This window comes from Microbacterium sp. GQ128, from assembly GCF_059758615.1.
This window is the reverse complement of sequence record NZ_JCAXDY010000002.1, coordinates 461017-474739: the sequence shown is the minus strand read 5'-3', so window position 1 is coordinate 474739 and position 13723 is coordinate 461017. Positions and strand designations below refer to the sequence as shown.

Genomic DNA, 13723 nt, shown 5'->3' with positions numbered 1-13723 from the left:
GGTGAGGAGCAGGAAGAAGGCGGTGAGGCAGTCGGGTCTGCGGGCGCAGAGACGGTCTGCCTCTACAGAGTAGGCGATTCGGCGAGACGCCAATCGGCGAAATCGAAACCTGGGGACACGAAGCAGGAGACCAGGACCTCGTCGGCGTCGAGCGGGCGGGCGGCCTGCCAGACTCCCGCGGGAACCAGCACCTGCGCCGCGTCATCGGGACCGAGCACGACCGTGGTCGCGTCGCCCGGATCCGCGCCGTCGCCGCCGAGGCTGAGCTCCAGTCGGCCGGGTCCGTGCCAGAGCCACAGCTCGTCACTGGTCACCACGTGCCATTCGCTCTTCTCCGACGGCAGCAGGAGGTAGTGGATGCAGGTGGCCGCCGGTCGCGGACCGTTCGGCGTCTCGACGGGCAACGGGCTCGTCCACGTGCGGCGGAACCAGCCGCCCTCGGGGTGCGGGGCGAGGTCGAGCCGCTCGGCGGTGGCGGGTCGCTGTGTCATGCGGAACCTCCAGGTTCGGGTGGTGGCGTCATTCCGGTCGCAGTTCCTGTCGGCTCCCAGCGCCGTGGACGGCAGGAAGTGCGACCGGAACGTTCACGGTGCGACGGGTGCGCGCTCGAAGGACTCGATCGCGTAGCGCACCTCGCCGGACACGACGGTGGCGGCGGTGCGGCCGGCTCCGTGCTCGACGAGTTCGGCGACGGCATCCGGGCCGGCCGGGATGTCGAAGAAGGCGAGGTCGGCGAGGGCGCCGACGGCGAGGTATCCGGTGCGTTCGGGGCCGACGTCGATCCCCATGGCATGCGCGCCGCCGAGGGTGGCGGCACCCAGCAGGCGCGCGTGCAGGTCGCGGTCGGTGTAACCCTGCGAGCGGGCGATGCGCGCGAGCTCGGCCACGTCGGCCAGGACATCGAGCGACGGGCTGGACGACAGCGAGTCCGTGCCGACGGCGATCGGGCTGCCCTCGCGCAGGTACGCGGCGATCGGCGGCTCCTCGAGTCCGATGACGGCGTTCGACCGTGGGCACAGCGCCACGGTCGTGCGACGCTCGCGCAGGATGGCGCGGTCCCTCGCGCTCATGTAGACGCCGTGTGCGATGTGGCAGTCAGGCCCGAGCACGCCGAGCTGGTCGACGAACTCGGTGGCGCTGGTGCCGAATCCGGCCTTGCGCAGTTCCTGGAAGCTGGCGAGACCGGCGGTGTGCCAGGCCTGCGGATGCTCGTGCGCGAACTCGCTCTCGAACGCGGCCTCTCCCAGGTGGATGTGGATGCGCCCACCGCGCTCGCGCACGATGTCGGGGATCTCCAGCAGCGGCTCGATGTCGAGTGAGTAGGGGGCGTGCGGGGACAGGCCGGTTCCCGGTGGGGTGGGCAGCGCGTCGAGGGCCTGCTCGACCTGGGCGCGTCCGGTGCGTGCCCAGTCGGCGTTGGTCCAGCTCATCACCTCCCAGTAGGTGATGCCGTGCAGCCGTGCGTCGTGCAATGCGGTCGCGGCCGCCCTGTCGGTCACGACATCCGCCACGGCCGTGGTGCCGAAACGCAGCGCCTGTGCGGCCCCGTCCGCCGCATCCGCCGCCCAGTCACGACCGCCTTCGTAGACCGGATCGAACGCCCGCACCCAGTCGTCGAAGCCGTCGTACTGTCCGCGGCCGACCGAGGCCATGCCGGTGTACTGCAGGTGGGTGTGCGCGTTCACGAGGCCCGGGGTCAGCACGCCGGACCAGTGCACCTCGTCGGCATCGATCCCGCGCTCCACGAGCGACCGCAGCACCCACTCGCGCTCGCCGACGTGCATGATGCGGCCGTCGCGCACGGCGACCGCGCCGTCGACGATCGGAGGGGCCGTGATCGGCACCACGAGCCCGGCGGAGTAGACGGTGACGGCGGTCATGCGGATGCTCCCCGGAATCGCGGCGAGCGCCACTCGCGCAATGCCTCGACCTGGGCCGGGCTGCGCTCGTCGATGCGCTCTCCGCGGGCGGCGAGCGCGGCCGTGCCGATCGTGGTGTCGGCCTCAGGCGGGAGCGGATGCACGCCGGCGGGCAGGTCGTGGGTGAGCAGATGCTCGACGGCGAAGAGCTGCGCCGCGAACGACAGGTCCATGATCTCGATCGGGTTGCCCTCGCCGGCCGACAGGTTCACGCAGCCGCCGCGGGCGATCACGAGGGCACCGTCGCCGGCGCGCTCGACGAACGGAGACGCTTCGCCGTTCTCGTCCGCGTACGGTTGCAGCGTCGCGGGGTCGAGGTCAATCTCGTGCGGGACGCCGCCCGCGACCGCGACGACCGCCGCCGTGCGCAGGACTTCGGCGTCGACCGAGTGCGGAACGCCCGTGGCCGAGACGACGAGTGCGCCCGGTGCGAGGTCGTGCAGCCGACCGATGCGGTATCCGTCGTGGGCGGCGCGGAGCGCGCGGACGGGGTCGGTCTCGGTGACCGCGACCTGCACGCCGAGAGCCCGCAGGTGCGCGGCGACCCCCTCGCCGACGGGGCCGTAGCCGACCACGACCGCGGGCTGGTCGCGGATGTCGATGCCCGCGGCATCCAGCGCATCGGCGATCGCGAACACGCACGACTGGCCGGTGCCGTAGCGGTTGTCGAAGGAGGTCTTGGTGAGGGCGTCGTTCACCGCGATGACCGGGATGTCGAGCACGCCTTCCCGCTGCATGAGCCGCAGCGGGGTGAGCCCGCTCGTGGTCTCCTCCGCCGCACCCTTCAGTTCGGTGGCGAGACCTTCCTCATGCGCGAGGCGGATCAGATGCGAGCCGTCGTCGAGCAGCAGGTCGAATCCGCGGCGCAGGAACGACACGGCCGCCGCGCGTTCGGCGGCACCGGCGAGCGTCGGGTCACCGTCGACGGGGATGCCGCGGGCGCGCAGCACCGCAGCGACCTCGACATCGATCTCATCGGGATGGGCGTAGACGGCGACGGTAGCGCCGGCATCCCGCAGCAGCAGGGCGAGCTGGGCGGTCTTGGGTTCGAGCACCATCGCGATCCCGATCCGCACTCCACGCACGGTCCCGGCTTCGCGCAGCCGCCGGGCGAGATCGGTCGCGACGGGCATGTGGCGTCCGGCCGCATCGACGCGGTCCTCGGCCGTCTCGCGAACCGGCAGCGGGTGGCCGTCGAGCAGGATGCCGGGCGTCTCGCCCGTCACGAACGTCACGCCGCCGTCGCCGAGGTGCGCATCGAGCGCCGGCAGCAGCTGGCGCAGCGCATCGGCCACGGCATCCGTCCCGACGACCGAGAAGTCCCGACCCGACACGAGCAGGTTGGTGTCGCGGGCGAAGCGGCGCACCAGACGCTGGGCGGTCACGGTCTCGTCGGTCACCAGTCAAGGGTAGAGCCCGCGGGGATGGGTCGTGAGCACGTCATGTACGTCTCACACCTTGAGATGTACAATTGGCCCATGTCCACGATCAGCGTCGCAGACGCGCGCAACAACCTCTCGACGGTCATCGCCCGCTCCCAGGAGGAGGCCGTGTTCATCGAGCGACGCGGTCAGCGTGCCGCAGTCGTGGTCAGCCCGGAGCAGTACGAGCGGATGATCGAGGCACTCGAAGACGCCGAAGACGTGGCCGCGTTCGACGAGGCGATGGCAGAAGAAGGCCCGGACATCCCCTGGGATCAGGTGAAGGCCGACCTGGGCTGGACGTGAGCTATCGGATCGAACTGCGCCCCGCTGCGGTTCGAGCATTGAGGAAGGTCGACCATCAGGATCGCGACCGGATCCGCGGTGCCATCGCCCTGCTCGGCGAGAACCCCCGTCCGCCGGGAGCGAAGGCTCTGCAGGGACGCAACGGACTCCGCGTCCGCGTCGGGAACTACCGCATCATCTACACGATCGACGATGACGTGCTCGTCGTCGCGGTCGTCACGCTGGGCCATCGGCGGGACGTCTACGAGCGCTGACCAGCCTCCCCGGCACCAACCCCGGAATGTGTCCGCGCGTGTCGACGGCCCTGGACCCACCCGGCACCCTTCGCCTTTCATGGGGGCATGACCCGTCAGATCCGCTTCAACGCCTTCGACATGAACTGCGTCGCCCACCAGTCGTCCGGCCTGTGGCGGCACCCCGACGACCGATCCCGGCAGTACAACACGATCTCGTACTGGACCGACCTTGCGAAGCTGCTGGAGAGCGCGACCTTCGACGGCGTCTTCATCGCCGACGTGCTCGGCACCTACGACGTCTACGGCGGCACGAACGAAGCCGCGATCCGCAACGGCGCCCAGGTGCCGGTGAACGATCCGATCCTGCTGGTGAGCGCGATGGCCGCGGTCACCGAGAACCTGGGCTTCGGCATCACGGCGGGCACCGCGTTCGAGCACCCCTACCCCTTCGCGCGCCGACTGAGCACGCTCGACCACCTCACGCAGGGCCGGATCGGCTGGAACGTCGTGACCGGATACCTGCCCAGTGCCGCCCGCAACATGGGCCAGGAGGATCAGCTCGCGCACGACGACCGCTACGACCACGCGGACGAGTACGTCGAGGTGCTCTACAAGCTCTGGGAGGGCTCGTGGGAAGACGACGCCGTGGTCGAGGACCGCGAGCGGGGCATCTTCACCGACCCGTCGAAGGTGCACCCGATCGGGCATGAGGGGAAGCACTTCAGCGTTCCCGGCATCCACATCTCCGAGCCGTCACCGCAGCGCACGCCGGTCATCTACCAGGCCGGCGCGAGCCCGCGCGGGGTGAAGTTCGCGGCGGAGAACGCGGAGGCCATCTTCGTCGCGGCGCCGTCGAAGGAGGTGCTCGCCGGCACCGTCAAGCGCATCCGCGACGCCCTCGAAGCGGCCGGTCGCGACCGCTACGACGCCCGCATCTACACGCTGCTCACGGTGATCACCGCTGCGACGAGCGAGGAGGCGACCGCGAAGCACGCCGAGTACCTCTCCTACGCGAGCCCCGAGGGCGCGCTCACCTTCATGTCGGGCTGGATGGGCGTCGACCTCTCGCAGTACGCCGAGGACGAGCCGGTCGGGAACGTCGAGTCGAACGCGATCCAGTCGGTGCTGCAGCACCTGAAGGAAGAGGCCGACCTCGGCCGCGAATGGACCGTCGGCGACTTCGGACGCCACAACGCCATCGGCGGCCTCGGCCCCACGATCGTCGGTTCCGGCGTCGAGATCGCCGACGAGTTGCAGTCGTGGGTCGAGGAGACCGATATCGACGGCTTCAACCTCGCCTACGCGGTCACGCCCGGCACCTGGCAGGACGTGATCGAGCACGTGATCCCGGTGCTGCGCGAGCGCGGCGTCTACCCGAACGAATACGCGCCGGGCACGTTGCGCAACAAGCTGCAGGGCAAGGGCGACCGTGTGCAGGACACGCACCGCGCCGCGAAGTACCGCGTCGGGGCGTTCGCCAGGACGTGAGCCGGTGAGTCAGTCGTCGCTGCGGCTGAAGATCCCGCGCAGAACGAGGAACACCACCACGGCGACGACCGCGACGATCGCGAGCTTGAAGATGAACGCGAGCACCGAGAACAGTGCGCTCACGATCCACCACGCGATCACGACGGCGAGGACGACGCCGAGGATGGTCCAGATGTTCTTGGTCATACCTCCAGCCTACGGAGTCACGCTGCCGGGATCTCCTCGAGCGACCGATAGACGGGCAGCCCGCGCTGCTGCGCGATCTCGACGTCCTTGTCTGCGCCCGCCGACTCACCGGGAAGGCGCAGCACCGCGTCGCAGTGCTGCAGCAGCCGGTGCGCCGTCTCGTACATGACGTCGCCGTCGCCGGTTTCGGTGGCATCGAGCGTGCGCAGGATCGGAAGCGCGACCCACTCCCCGATCATCGGCACATGGCCGAGGCGGAAGATCGGGCCGGAGGCCTCTTCGAGTCGGGCGAGGTTCTGAGCGATGAGGTCAGGGTCGCCGTTCGTCCCCGAGCGGTAGGGGCCGGCGATCAGGATCAGGAGTGGTTTTGTCATGGAGATGACTGTAGTCTGAATCATGCAAGAACGTGTAACTTCGGGAGAAAACATATGCTGGCCGCGCAACGCAAGGACCACCTGCTCGCCCTCCTCGACCGTGACGGACGAGTGGTGGCCAAGACCGTCGCCGATGAGCTCGGGGTGTCGGAGGACGCGATCCGACGCGACCTGCGGGAACTCGCCGACGAGGGAAAGCTCCTGCGCGTCTACGGCGGCGCACTTCCGATCCCCGCCCCGGAGCCCCCGGTTCGCGAACGCGCCGACTTGGCGACCGCCAGCAAGGAACGCGTCGCACGCGCGGCCGTGGCGACCATCCGACCCGACTCGACGATCGTCCTCGACGCCGGCACGACCACGCTCGCCATGGCCCGGATGCTGCCCTCCGGCACGGGCCTCACGGTGATCACGGCAAGCCCGGCCGTCGCCCTCGCAGCGGCGGAGCACTCGGACTCGCGGGTGATCATGATCGGTGGCGAACTCTCCCGACACTCACTCGTGGCCGGCGGCGGCCTGGCGATGGAGGCCATCCAGCACCTCGCAGCCGACACGTTCTTCCTCGGCGCCACCGGCATCGATCCCGAACGCGGCCTCACCACCGGCGAACTCGACGATGCCGCCACCAAGCGAGCGCTGGCCTCGCGCTGCACCGAGACCGTCGTGCTCGCGAGCGAGGAGAAGATCGGCGCCGTCGCGCGCTATCCCGTCCTGGCGCTCGATGCCGTCGCCGCGATCATCACCGACCCGACCGACACCAACCCGCTCATCGAGGAGGTCACTGCGCTGACCGGCGGTCTGGCGTGACGGCCTGACCACCCTCCGGCACACGGTCGGCCAGCAGGTCGTGAAGGTGTCCCGCGGCCCCGAGTAGCGCGACGCTTCGACCCGCGAGGTCGGCCAACCGCGCCGTGAGGATGCGTTGCACCTCCTCGGTGCGGCCGTGCGCGCGCACCTGGTCGAGGATCCGTGAGACGGCGGGGATCCCGTAGCCTCCTGAGCGAAGGGCGGCAGCGACCCGCGCCTCCGTGATCGCCGCCGAACCGTACGACCGCGACGACGCCGTACCCCGCCTCGGATGCACCAGGCCTTCGCTCTCCCAGTGCCGCAGCGCAGACGGGCGGATGCCGAGAGCCTGCGCGAGTTCGCCGATACTCATCGCATCCGCGTCGTCGAAGTCATCGTCAGCCTCGGCCACCGCGACGTCGAGCCCACGCAACGCCTCACGCACCCGCGAGCGCTCGCGGGCGAGATCCGCGTGGAGATCGTCGATCCGCTCGGCTGCCCGCTCCACCGAACCGTCGATCAGGGTGGGCATCATCCGCCGGGCGGGCACCGGCCCGATGGCGGCAACCATCGCCCGATACGCACGCACGGCGACCTCGTGCCGCGCCCCGTAGCGCCGATACCCGTTCGATCCGCGAGCGGCGGGCGGGATGACCCCGAGCCGCTCGAGGTCGCGCACCTGCTGCGTCGAGTACCCCACGCGTCGGCCGAGCGCGACCGTGGTCATGACCTGCTCTGGAGGGTTTGCCATGATTTTTCCGATCCTTTCGGCATCCGAGTCCACATAAGCACATGAAGCTCATCATTGAGGGATGAAGATGCAGGAGATCATCGAAACAGTCCGAGGCTTCGGCGGCGTCCTCGTCGTCACCCCCGAAGAAGGCAGCCAGTTCCCGGCGCTGTCGTGGGGAGATGCCTACTTCTACTACGCGCCCGATGGGCGGATGCCGGAGCGCACCCAGCCGTACGGAACGATCATCACGAAGAACTATCCCGACGACATCGCGTCCGCGCTGGACACTCCGGGGCGCTTCCGGGTGAACATCCATGTCCGGCGGGAGCAGGTGCAGACGCTCGTCCCGGCGGATGGCGAGCCGACGGAGACGGACGTGTTCCATCGGCATCCGCTGTACGGCGCGTCCGGGTGGGTGTGTGTGGTCGACCCGGCGGAGCGGACGTCGGATGCCGTGCTCGCCCTGCTCCGTGAAGCGCACGAGGCCGCCCGGCAGCGTGCCGAACGGCGGGCGGGGTGAACATGACCACCGTGCAGGGCATGACCGAGGCCGACCGGCGGATCGTCGCGGTGTGGGCGGCCGACTGCGCCGAGCGGGTGCTGCCCCTGTTCGAAGCGGAGGCGCCGGACGACGGCCGTGCACGCGATGCCATCGCGAGGGCGCGAGCCTTCGCGCGGGGAGAGCTCACCGCTGCCGGAGAGATCCGTCGGCGATTCGTCGCGGGCAGGGCCGCTCACAGCGCGACCTCACCGGCGGGGGTGGCTGCCGCTCGGGCCGCTGCGCAAGCCGCGGGCGTCGCGCACATGGGCGCCCATGCGCTCGGGGCTGCGGCTTACGCGGCGAAGGCCGTGGAGCTGGCGCATCGCTCGGTACGCGAGGCGCGCGCCGCCGAAGTGCGCTGGCAACTCGCGGCCCTCTCCCCCGAAGGATCCACCGCCCTGCGCACGCTTCCGCCTCTCGGCGAGGACTCCGCCGGCCCGCTCGGCCCCGGCCTGCTCGCCACCGGGACGCTGGGCGAGGTGATCCGCGAGATCCAGCAGCACCTGCGGCTTCTCCCCTGACCACTTTCGAATCGGCTTCAGCCCCGATTCAGCGGCGGACCGGCACACTGGAGGAATGCGGATCCTGGTGGTGGACGACGAGGTGCGCCTCGCCGAGGGCGTGCGCCGGGGCCTCGAGGCCGAAGGCTTCGCGGTCGACGTCGCGCACAACGGCGTCGACGGACTCTGGCGTGCACGCGAGACCCGGTATGACGCGATCGTGCTCGACCTGATGATGCCGGGCATGAGCGGCTGGAAGGTGTGCGAGGCGCTGCGTGCCGAGGAGAACTGGACTCCCGTGCTGATGCTGACCGCCAAGGACGGCGAGTGGGACCAGGTCGAGGCGCTCGAGACCGGGGCCGACGACTACGTGACCAAGCCGTTCTCGTTCGCGATCCTGGTCGCGCGCCTCCGGGCCCTCGTGCGCCGCGGGGCCGTGGCTCGGCCGGCGATCCTGGAGGCCGGCGATCTGCGGCTCGACCCCGCCGCCCACCGCGTCTGGCGCGGCGACACCCCCGTGACCCTCACCGCGCGGGAGTTCTCGGTGCTGGAGTACCTGATGCGCCATCGCGGCCAGGTGCTGTCGAAGCGCGCACTCATCGAGGGCGTCTGGGATGACGACTTCGACGGCGACCCCAACATCGTCGAGGTCTACGTCGGGCATCTGCGCCGCAAGCTCGACAAGCCGTTCGGCCGTGACGCGATCGAGACCATCCGCGGTGCGGGCTACCGACTGGCGGCCGACGGTGGCTAGTCTTAGCTGGCGCTCGGTGCGCGGCAGGACCACGCTCGGGGCGACGCTCGTCGTCGTGGTGGCGCTGCTCATCGGCGCCTTCTCGTTCTACGGCGTGCTCAGCGCGAGCATCCACGGCAGCACGGAGCGCGCGGCGGAGCAGCGCCTCGACGAGCTCACCGAGCGCAGCGACGGACCGGGCCGCGGGGGGATCGACACCCTCGAGGACGAGTTCGTGCAGCTCATCGGCGCCGACGGATCGGTGCGGGCGGCCAGCGAGGACGCCAGGGAAGCACTCGGTTCCACGGCCCTGCCGGTGTCCGACGATCCGCAGACCACGACCGTCGACGGCGAGCAGATGCTCGTCGTCTCGGACGACCTCGATGACGACCGGACGCTGGTGCTGGCTGTGTCGATGGACGACGACGCCGAGACCCTGACGACGGTCGCGACCCTGCTCGCCATCGCGGTGCCCCTGCTCCTGCTGCTCGTCGCGGTGACCACCTGGCTCGTGGTCGGACGCGCGCTCCGTCCGGTCGAACGCATCCGTGAGAAGGTCGACGGCATCACCGCCGAGCGCCTGCACCAGCGAGTGCCGGTGCCCGAGACGGCCGATGAGATCGCGGCGCTCGCGACGACCATGAACGGCATGCTCGACCGACTCGATGCGGCCGCCACCGCGCAGCGGCGTTTCGTCTCGGACGCCTCGCACGAGTTGCGCTCGCCGCTCGCGACCATCCGTCAGCACGCAGAGCTCGCACAGGCGCACCCCGACGTGACCAGCATCGGCGAACTCGCAGAGGTCGTCTCGGAGGAGGGGCTCCGGCTGCAGGGCATCGTCGAGTCTCTGCTCCTTCTCGCCCGCCTCGACGAAGGTGCGAGCACACACGACGAGCCGATCGACCTCGACGACATCGCGCTCGGCGAGGTGCGCCGGCTGCGCGCGGCCGGGCACGAGGTCGATGGCTCCGGCATCCAGGCGGCGAGGGTGCACGGCGATCCCCGCCTGCTCGGCCAGCTGGTGCGCAACCTCGCCGACAACGCCGCGCGCCACAGCCGCGGCCAGGTCGCGATCGGCGTGATCCCCTCCGGTGGGCATGTGTTCGTGACGGTCGAGGACGACGGCGCCGGCGTGCCCGCCGAGGAGCGTGAGCGCATCTTCGAGCGCTTCGTCCGCCTCGATGAAGCACGCAGCCGCGATGCGGGCGGCAGCGGGCTCGGTCTCGCGATCGCCCGGGGCATCGCCTCCTCCGCTCGCGGGACTCTCGCGGTCGACGACTCCCGCTGGGGCGGCGCGCGCTTCGTCCTCACGCTTCCACTCGGCTGACGGCATCCTCCCGCCCCTTCCCGCCCCTCTACCCGCAGCCTCTACCCCCGCCCCTTCGCCCCCGCAGCCGCGCCCGCGCCCGCGCCCGCAGCACAACTTCGGAGATCCGCAGCGACACGCCGAAGGCTCGGTCGTCCGCGCGGCGTGGCGCGGCTCATCTCCGAAGTTGTGCCGGGAATCGCGCCGATACACCGGTTGCTGAATGATCCTTCAGGAGGCTTCAGGGAGGCTTCAGCGCCCGCGCGAGACCATCGGGACATGGACGACAAGACACCCACCCCGGACCAGACTCCCGACCAGACCCCCGCGAGCACCCCGGATGCACAGACCGTCCCGGTCGCCCCGGCTCCGCACGCGGCAGCCCCAACAACCGGCGCCGGACAGCACCCGACGTTCCCCGCAGCCGGCCCGGTCACCACCCCCGCGGCATCCGAAGCGAAGCCCGGACGCAAGCGCGCTCTCCTCATCGGCGGCGGCATCGCCGCGGCCGTGATCCTCGCGGGCGGCGGCATCGCGGTCGGCGCGGCGATGGGCGACGAGTTCGGCGATGACGACGACCGGTCCTCGATGTCCGACGACCCCCGTCACGACGAGGGCGCTCCCCAGGGCGATCACGACGATCGACACGACGACGACAGCGGCTCGTCGAACGACCGCGGTCCGGTCACCGGCATCGGCACGGCATCGGCAGACGAGCTGATCGAGATCGCGGATGCTGCACGCGGCGCCGCCGAGGGCGACGTCACATCGATCGACGCGAAGCGCGACGGCACCTGGGAGGTGCAGCTCACGACGGCCGATGGCACCGAGACCGAGGTTCGCGTGGACAAGAGTCTCGCGGCGTCCGTCATCGAGACCGATCCCGCCGACGGCGACGACACCGGCCCCGCGCTCACCCTCGACGACGCGACGATCCGCTCGCTGGTCGAGGCCGCGCTCGCGGAGGCCGACGGCATGATCACCGACCTCGACGTGGACGGCGACGACGTGAGCCCGTACGACGCGTCGGTCCTCACGTCGGACAACCGCTCGATCGACATCGACTTCGGCGCAGACTTCGCCGTCGTCGGAACCGACATCGACTGAGCCGAGGCCTCACCCCGGGTCGTCCTTCGACGTCCGACACTCCCGATGCCGCCGCCCCACCCCCGGGGGCGGCGGCATCGTCATGCGTGGCGGCGGACGCAGCGGCGGATAGCATTCAGGGATGACGAACTCCGGACCGATCGACGACATCTCCATCGGCGGCGAAGTGATCCGCCTCGGACAGTTCCTCAAGTTCGCCGGCCTCCTCGACTCGGGCGGCGACGCCAAAGAGGTCATCATCGACGGGTACGTGACCGTCAACGGCGAGGTGGACCGACGCCGTGGACGCCAGCTCCGCGACGGTGACCTGGTGTCGTTCGAAGGCCGAACGGTGCGCGTCCGCCCCTGACGCGGGAGTTCAGCCCGCGTCGGCCGGCAGGACCTTCCGCACGGTCACGACGATCAGGGCGATCAGCAGGCCGACCAGACTCACATCGGCCGCGATGTACGCGTAGTGCGCCCAGTTGGTCCCCGCTGTCGCGAGTCCGGCGATCACCAGATCGCTGCGCTGGTTCAGCACGGGGCGGATGACCGCGATCTCTACGAGGTAGACGAGCCAGATCGCGCCGACGATGCTCAGCGTCGCGCGGCCCGCCCGCGCGCGCACGCTCACCACCGTGAGCAGAATCAGCACCACGCCGGCGAGCACGTTCAACGCGGTGAACACGAGCCGCCCGATGCCCAGACCGATCGGGATGGTGACACCGGGCGCCAGGAACTTCAGCGGCGCTTCGAGAAACGAGATGGCGATGATCGCGCCGAGCAGGAACGCCGGAAGCAGCAGACGGAGCGCCGTGGTCGTGCGTGCCATGCGTGTCACCGGTTCCCTTCGCACGTGGATGGTTCCGCGTTCGACGCTACCTCCGCGTGACCGGCGCGGGCGGGGCTGACGGCCGGGGATATGCGACCGTCACAGCCACTCGAACACCTGCTCGACGAGGATCCCGATGCCGATCACGGTCATCGCGATCCCGGCGAGGCGGGTGACCAGCGAACTCGCGCGCGGGCGGGTACGCAGCAGGCGGCGGGCGAGGAGTCCGACCGTCGTGTAGACGACGGCGATGTTGAGCAGATGCAGTCCGCCGAGCGCGAGCATCTGCGTCGTCGACGACCAGCCGTCGGGACTCGTGAACTGCGGCAGCAGGGCGAGCAGGAGCAGCAATCCCTTGGGGTTGATGCCGCTCACCCCCGACCCGCGCAGGAACTGGGACCATCCTCCGGTCGCGATCGGCTCACCGCTCTCGGCGATGGGTGCAGGACGGCTGGCGAGCGTCGTGGCGCCGAGGAAGATCAGATAGAGCGCACCGACCACGGTCAGGGTCGTGAGCGTGACCGGATACGCGGTGACGAGCGCGCCGAGGCCCAGCGCGACGGCGACGATGACGACCGTGTAGCCGGCGAGCATCCCGAGGATCGAGGGTGCGATCGAGCGGGCCCGCAGGCCGGCCGAGATCGCGTACGCCCAGTCGGCGCCGGGGGTCAACGCGAGCATGACCGCGACCAGCCAGAACTGCATGACCAGTGCGATATCCATCGGTCCTCCTCAATCCGAGGAAGAGACTACGAAGGATCCCGCGAAAGGTGCTTCGATTCTTCGCGTCCAGTCGGCTGTTTCCTGCAAGACTTATCGCCATGGATGCACTTGACCGGGAGATTCTCTCGCTGCTGCAGGACGACGGCCGGATGAGCGCCACGAACCTCGCTTCGCACGTCGGCCTGAGCCTCTCCGCCTGCCATCGACGACTCAAGGAACTGGAGCAGTCCGGGGCGATCGAGCGCTACCGTGCGGTGGTGGCTCCGAAGGCGGTCGGCCTCACATTCGAGGCCATCGTGTTCGTGACGATCGGGCGCACCGACAAGGACACCATCGTCGCGTTCGAGGAGGCCGTGGTGGCGATCCCGGCGGTGGTCGAGGCGCAGCGCCTTTTCGGTGACCCCGACTACATGCTGCGCATCCTCACCCGCGACATGGGCGCGTACCAGGAGCTCTACGACAACACCCTCGGCGCGCTCCCCGGGGTGCAGCGGCTCACCTCGACGATGGTGATGAAGCGCCTCGGCGCGGACCGCGCGGTGCCGATCCTCTGACG

At 70.1% G+C, this 13723-nt stretch carries 19 protein-coding genes; 11 read left to right on the top strand and 8 right to left on the bottom strand.

Going from position 1 to position 13723, the window contains the following annotated elements; all coding sequences use genetic code 11:
* Positions 1-62 precede the first annotated feature (62 nt).
* From AC6CHX_RS08270 to AC6CHX_RS08260, 3 genes are all read right to left on the bottom strand, one after another.
* On the bottom strand, positions 63-491 hold the full coding sequence (locus tag AC6CHX_RS08270; RefSeq protein ID WP_498272411.1) for a cupin domain-containing protein: 429 nt from the start codon (positions 489-491) through the stop codon (positions 63-65).
* Positions 492-584: 93 nt separating this feature from the next.
* Positions 585-1880, bottom strand: a complete 1296-nt coding sequence (locus AC6CHX_RS08265; RefSeq protein WP_498272410.1) for an amidohydrolase family protein — start codon at positions 1878-1880, stop codon at positions 585-587.
* On the bottom strand, positions 1877-3319 hold the full coding sequence (locus AC6CHX_RS08260; protein WP_498272409.1) for an adenosylhomocysteinase: 1443 nt from the start codon (positions 3317-3319) through the stop codon (positions 1877-1879). Before AC6CHX_RS08260 ends, AC6CHX_RS08265 begins: the two co-directional genes overlap by 4 nt.
* A 78-nt stretch (positions 3320-3397) precedes the next feature.
* Between AC6CHX_RS08260 and AC6CHX_RS08255 the strand changes: the two genes are divergently transcribed.
* The 3 genes from AC6CHX_RS08255 (at position 3398) to AC6CHX_RS08245 (ending at position 5370) form a co-directional block, all read left to right on the top strand.
* Complete coding sequence (locus tag AC6CHX_RS08255; RefSeq protein ID WP_029264316.1) at positions 3398-3646, top strand: type II toxin-antitoxin system Phd/YefM family antitoxin; 249 nt, start codon at positions 3398-3400, stop codon at positions 3644-3646.
* Positions 3643-3900, top strand: a complete 258-nt coding sequence (locus AC6CHX_RS08250; RefSeq protein ID WP_498272408.1) for a type II toxin-antitoxin system RelE family toxin — start codon at positions 3643-3645, stop codon at positions 3898-3900. The genes AC6CHX_RS08255 and AC6CHX_RS08250 overlap by 4 nt, the downstream gene beginning before the upstream one ends.
* A gap of 87 nt (positions 3901-3987) precedes the next feature.
* Positions 3988-5370, top strand: coding sequence for an LLM class flavin-dependent oxidoreductase (locus AC6CHX_RS08245; RefSeq protein WP_498272407.1), 1383 nt, complete (start codon positions 3988-3990; stop codon positions 5368-5370).
* A 9-nt stretch (positions 5371-5379) separates the two neighbouring features.
* On the opposite strand, the gene AC6CHX_RS08240 is transcribed toward AC6CHX_RS08245, so the two are convergent.
* The gene (locus AC6CHX_RS08240; protein WP_166804669.1) at positions 5380-5556 is read right to left on the bottom strand and encodes a hypothetical protein; all 177 of its coding nucleotides are present in this window, start codon (positions 5554-5556) and stop codon (positions 5380-5382) included.
* 17 nt (positions 5557-5573) lie between these two features.
* The gene (locus AC6CHX_RS08235) at positions 5574-5930 is read right to left on the bottom strand and encodes a DUF4406 domain-containing protein (RefSeq protein ID WP_498272406.1); all 357 of its coding nucleotides are present in this window, start codon (positions 5928-5930) and stop codon (positions 5574-5576) included.
* Between the two features lie 54 nt (positions 5931-5984).
* Between AC6CHX_RS08235 and AC6CHX_RS08230 the strand changes: the two genes are divergently transcribed.
* Positions 5985-6734, top strand: coding sequence for a DeoR/GlpR family DNA-binding transcription regulator (locus AC6CHX_RS08230; RefSeq protein ID WP_498272405.1), 750 nt, complete (start codon positions 5985-5987; stop codon positions 6732-6734).
* Here AC6CHX_RS08230 and AC6CHX_RS08225 read toward each other — a convergent pair.
* The gene (locus AC6CHX_RS08225) at positions 6706-7464 is read right to left on the bottom strand and encodes a MerR family transcriptional regulator (RefSeq protein WP_498272404.1); all 759 of its coding nucleotides are present in this window, start codon (positions 7462-7464) and stop codon (positions 6706-6708) included. The genes AC6CHX_RS08230 and AC6CHX_RS08225 overlap by 29 nt on opposite strands.
* Positions 7465-7525: 61 nt before the next feature.
* Between AC6CHX_RS08225 and AC6CHX_RS08220 the strand changes: the two genes are divergently transcribed.
* The 6 genes from AC6CHX_RS08220 to AC6CHX_RS08195 all read left to right on the top strand — a co-directional run bounded on the left by AC6CHX_RS08220 (position 7526) and on the right by AC6CHX_RS08195 (position 11982).
* Positions 7526-7966 carry a DUF6194 family protein gene (locus AC6CHX_RS08220; RefSeq protein WP_498272403.1) on the top strand — a complete coding sequence of 147 codons (441 nt, stop codon included), beginning with the start codon at positions 7526-7528 and terminating at the stop codon, positions 7964-7966.
* 2 nt (positions 7967-7968) lie between these two features.
* On the top strand, positions 7969-8508 hold the full coding sequence (locus AC6CHX_RS08215) for a putative immunity protein (RefSeq protein ID WP_498272402.1): 540 nt from the start codon (positions 7969-7971) through the stop codon (positions 8506-8508).
* 55 nt (positions 8509-8563) lie between these two features.
* Positions 8564-9241: a response regulator transcription factor gene (locus AC6CHX_RS08210; RefSeq protein ID WP_498272401.1), complete on the top strand. Its 678-nt coding sequence runs from the start codon at positions 8564-8566 to the stop codon at positions 9239-9241.
* A 16-nt stretch (positions 9242-9257) separates the two neighbouring features.
* Entirely contained in the window at positions 9258-10547 is a 1290-nt protein-coding gene (locus AC6CHX_RS08205) for a HAMP domain-containing sensor histidine kinase (protein WP_498272400.1), read from the top strand.
* A gap of 258 nt (positions 10548-10805) precedes the next feature.
* Positions 10806-11633 carry a PepSY domain-containing protein gene (locus AC6CHX_RS08200; RefSeq protein WP_498272399.1) on the top strand — a complete coding sequence of 276 codons (828 nt, stop codon included), beginning with the start codon at positions 10806-10808 and terminating at the stop codon, positions 11631-11633.
* Between the two features lie 121 nt (positions 11634-11754).
* Positions 11755-11982, top strand: a complete 228-nt coding sequence (locus AC6CHX_RS08195; RefSeq protein ID WP_136041943.1) for an RNA-binding S4 domain-containing protein — start codon at positions 11755-11757, stop codon at positions 11980-11982.
* A 9-nt stretch (positions 11983-11991) separates the two neighbouring features.
* On the opposite strand, the gene AC6CHX_RS08190 is transcribed toward AC6CHX_RS08195, so the two are convergent.
* Positions 11992-12444 (bottom strand): hypothetical protein, encoded by a 453-nt coding sequence (locus AC6CHX_RS08190; RefSeq protein WP_498272398.1) that lies wholly within the window; start codon positions 12442-12444, stop codon positions 11992-11994.
* Positions 12445-12543: 99 nt separating this feature from the next.
* Positions 12544-13167: a LysE family translocator gene (locus AC6CHX_RS08185; protein ID WP_498272397.1), complete on the bottom strand. Its 624-nt coding sequence runs from the start codon at positions 13165-13167 to the stop codon at positions 12544-12546.
* Positions 13168-13265: 98 nt separating this feature from the next.
* Between AC6CHX_RS08185 and AC6CHX_RS08180 the strand changes: the two genes are divergently transcribed.
* A complete protein-coding gene (locus tag AC6CHX_RS08180) occupies positions 13266-13721 on the top strand; it encodes an Lrp/AsnC family transcriptional regulator (protein ID WP_498272396.1) in 456 nt (151 codons plus the stop codon).
* Positions 13722-13723: the final 2 nt, after the last annotated feature.

Coding starts and splice junctions, on each gene's coding strand:
- AC6CHX_RS08195 (WP_136041943.1), top strand. CDS start 11,755: ATGACGAACTCCGGACCGATCGACGACATCTCCATCGGCGGCGAAGTG.
- AC6CHX_RS08265 (WP_498272410.1), bottom strand. CDS start 1,880: ATGACCGCCGTCACCGTCTACTCCGCCGGGCTCGTGGTGCCGATCACG.
- AC6CHX_RS08225 (WP_498272404.1), bottom strand. CDS start 7,464: ATGGCAAACCCTCCAGAGCAGGTCATGACCACGGTCGCGCTCGGCCGA.
- AC6CHX_RS08200 (WP_498272399.1), top strand. CDS start 10,806: ATGGACGACAAGACACCCACCCCGGACCAGACTCCCGACCAGACCCCC.
- AC6CHX_RS08180 (WP_498272396.1), top strand. CDS start 13,266: ATGGATGCACTTGACCGGGAGATTCTCTCGCTGCTGCAGGACGACGGC.
- AC6CHX_RS08235 (WP_498272406.1), bottom strand. CDS start 5,930: ATGACAAAACCACTCCTGATCCTGATCGCCGGCCCCTACCGCTCGGGG.
- AC6CHX_RS08255 (WP_029264316.1), top strand. CDS start 3,398: ATGTCCACGATCAGCGTCGCAGACGCGCGCAACAACCTCTCGACGGTC.
- AC6CHX_RS08185 (WP_498272397.1), bottom strand. CDS start 13,167: ATGGATATCGCACTGGTCATGCAGTTCTGGCTGGTCGCGGTCATGCTC.
- AC6CHX_RS08240 (WP_166804669.1), bottom strand. CDS start 5,556: ATGACCAAGAACATCTGGACCATCCTCGGCGTCGTCCTCGCCGTCGTG.
- AC6CHX_RS08220 (WP_498272403.1), top strand. CDS start 7,526: ATGAAGATGCAGGAGATCATCGAAACAGTCCGAGGCTTCGGCGGCGTC.
- AC6CHX_RS08270 (WP_498272411.1), bottom strand. CDS start 491: ATGACACAGCGACCCGCCACCGCCGAGCGGCTCGACCTCGCCCCGCAC.
- AC6CHX_RS08210 (WP_498272401.1), top strand. CDS start 8,564: ATGCGGATCCTGGTGGTGGACGACGAGGTGCGCCTCGCCGAGGGCGTG.
- AC6CHX_RS08190 (WP_498272398.1), bottom strand. CDS start 12,444: ATGGCACGCACGACCACGGCGCTCCGTCTGCTGCTTCCGGCGTTCCTG.
- AC6CHX_RS08215 (WP_498272402.1), top strand. CDS start 7,969: ATGACCACCGTGCAGGGCATGACCGAGGCCGACCGGCGGATCGTCGCG.
- AC6CHX_RS08230 (WP_498272405.1), top strand. CDS start 5,985: ATGCTGGCCGCGCAACGCAAGGACCACCTGCTCGCCCTCCTCGACCGT.
- AC6CHX_RS08245 (WP_498272407.1), top strand. CDS start 3,988: ATGACCCGTCAGATCCGCTTCAACGCCTTCGACATGAACTGCGTCGCC.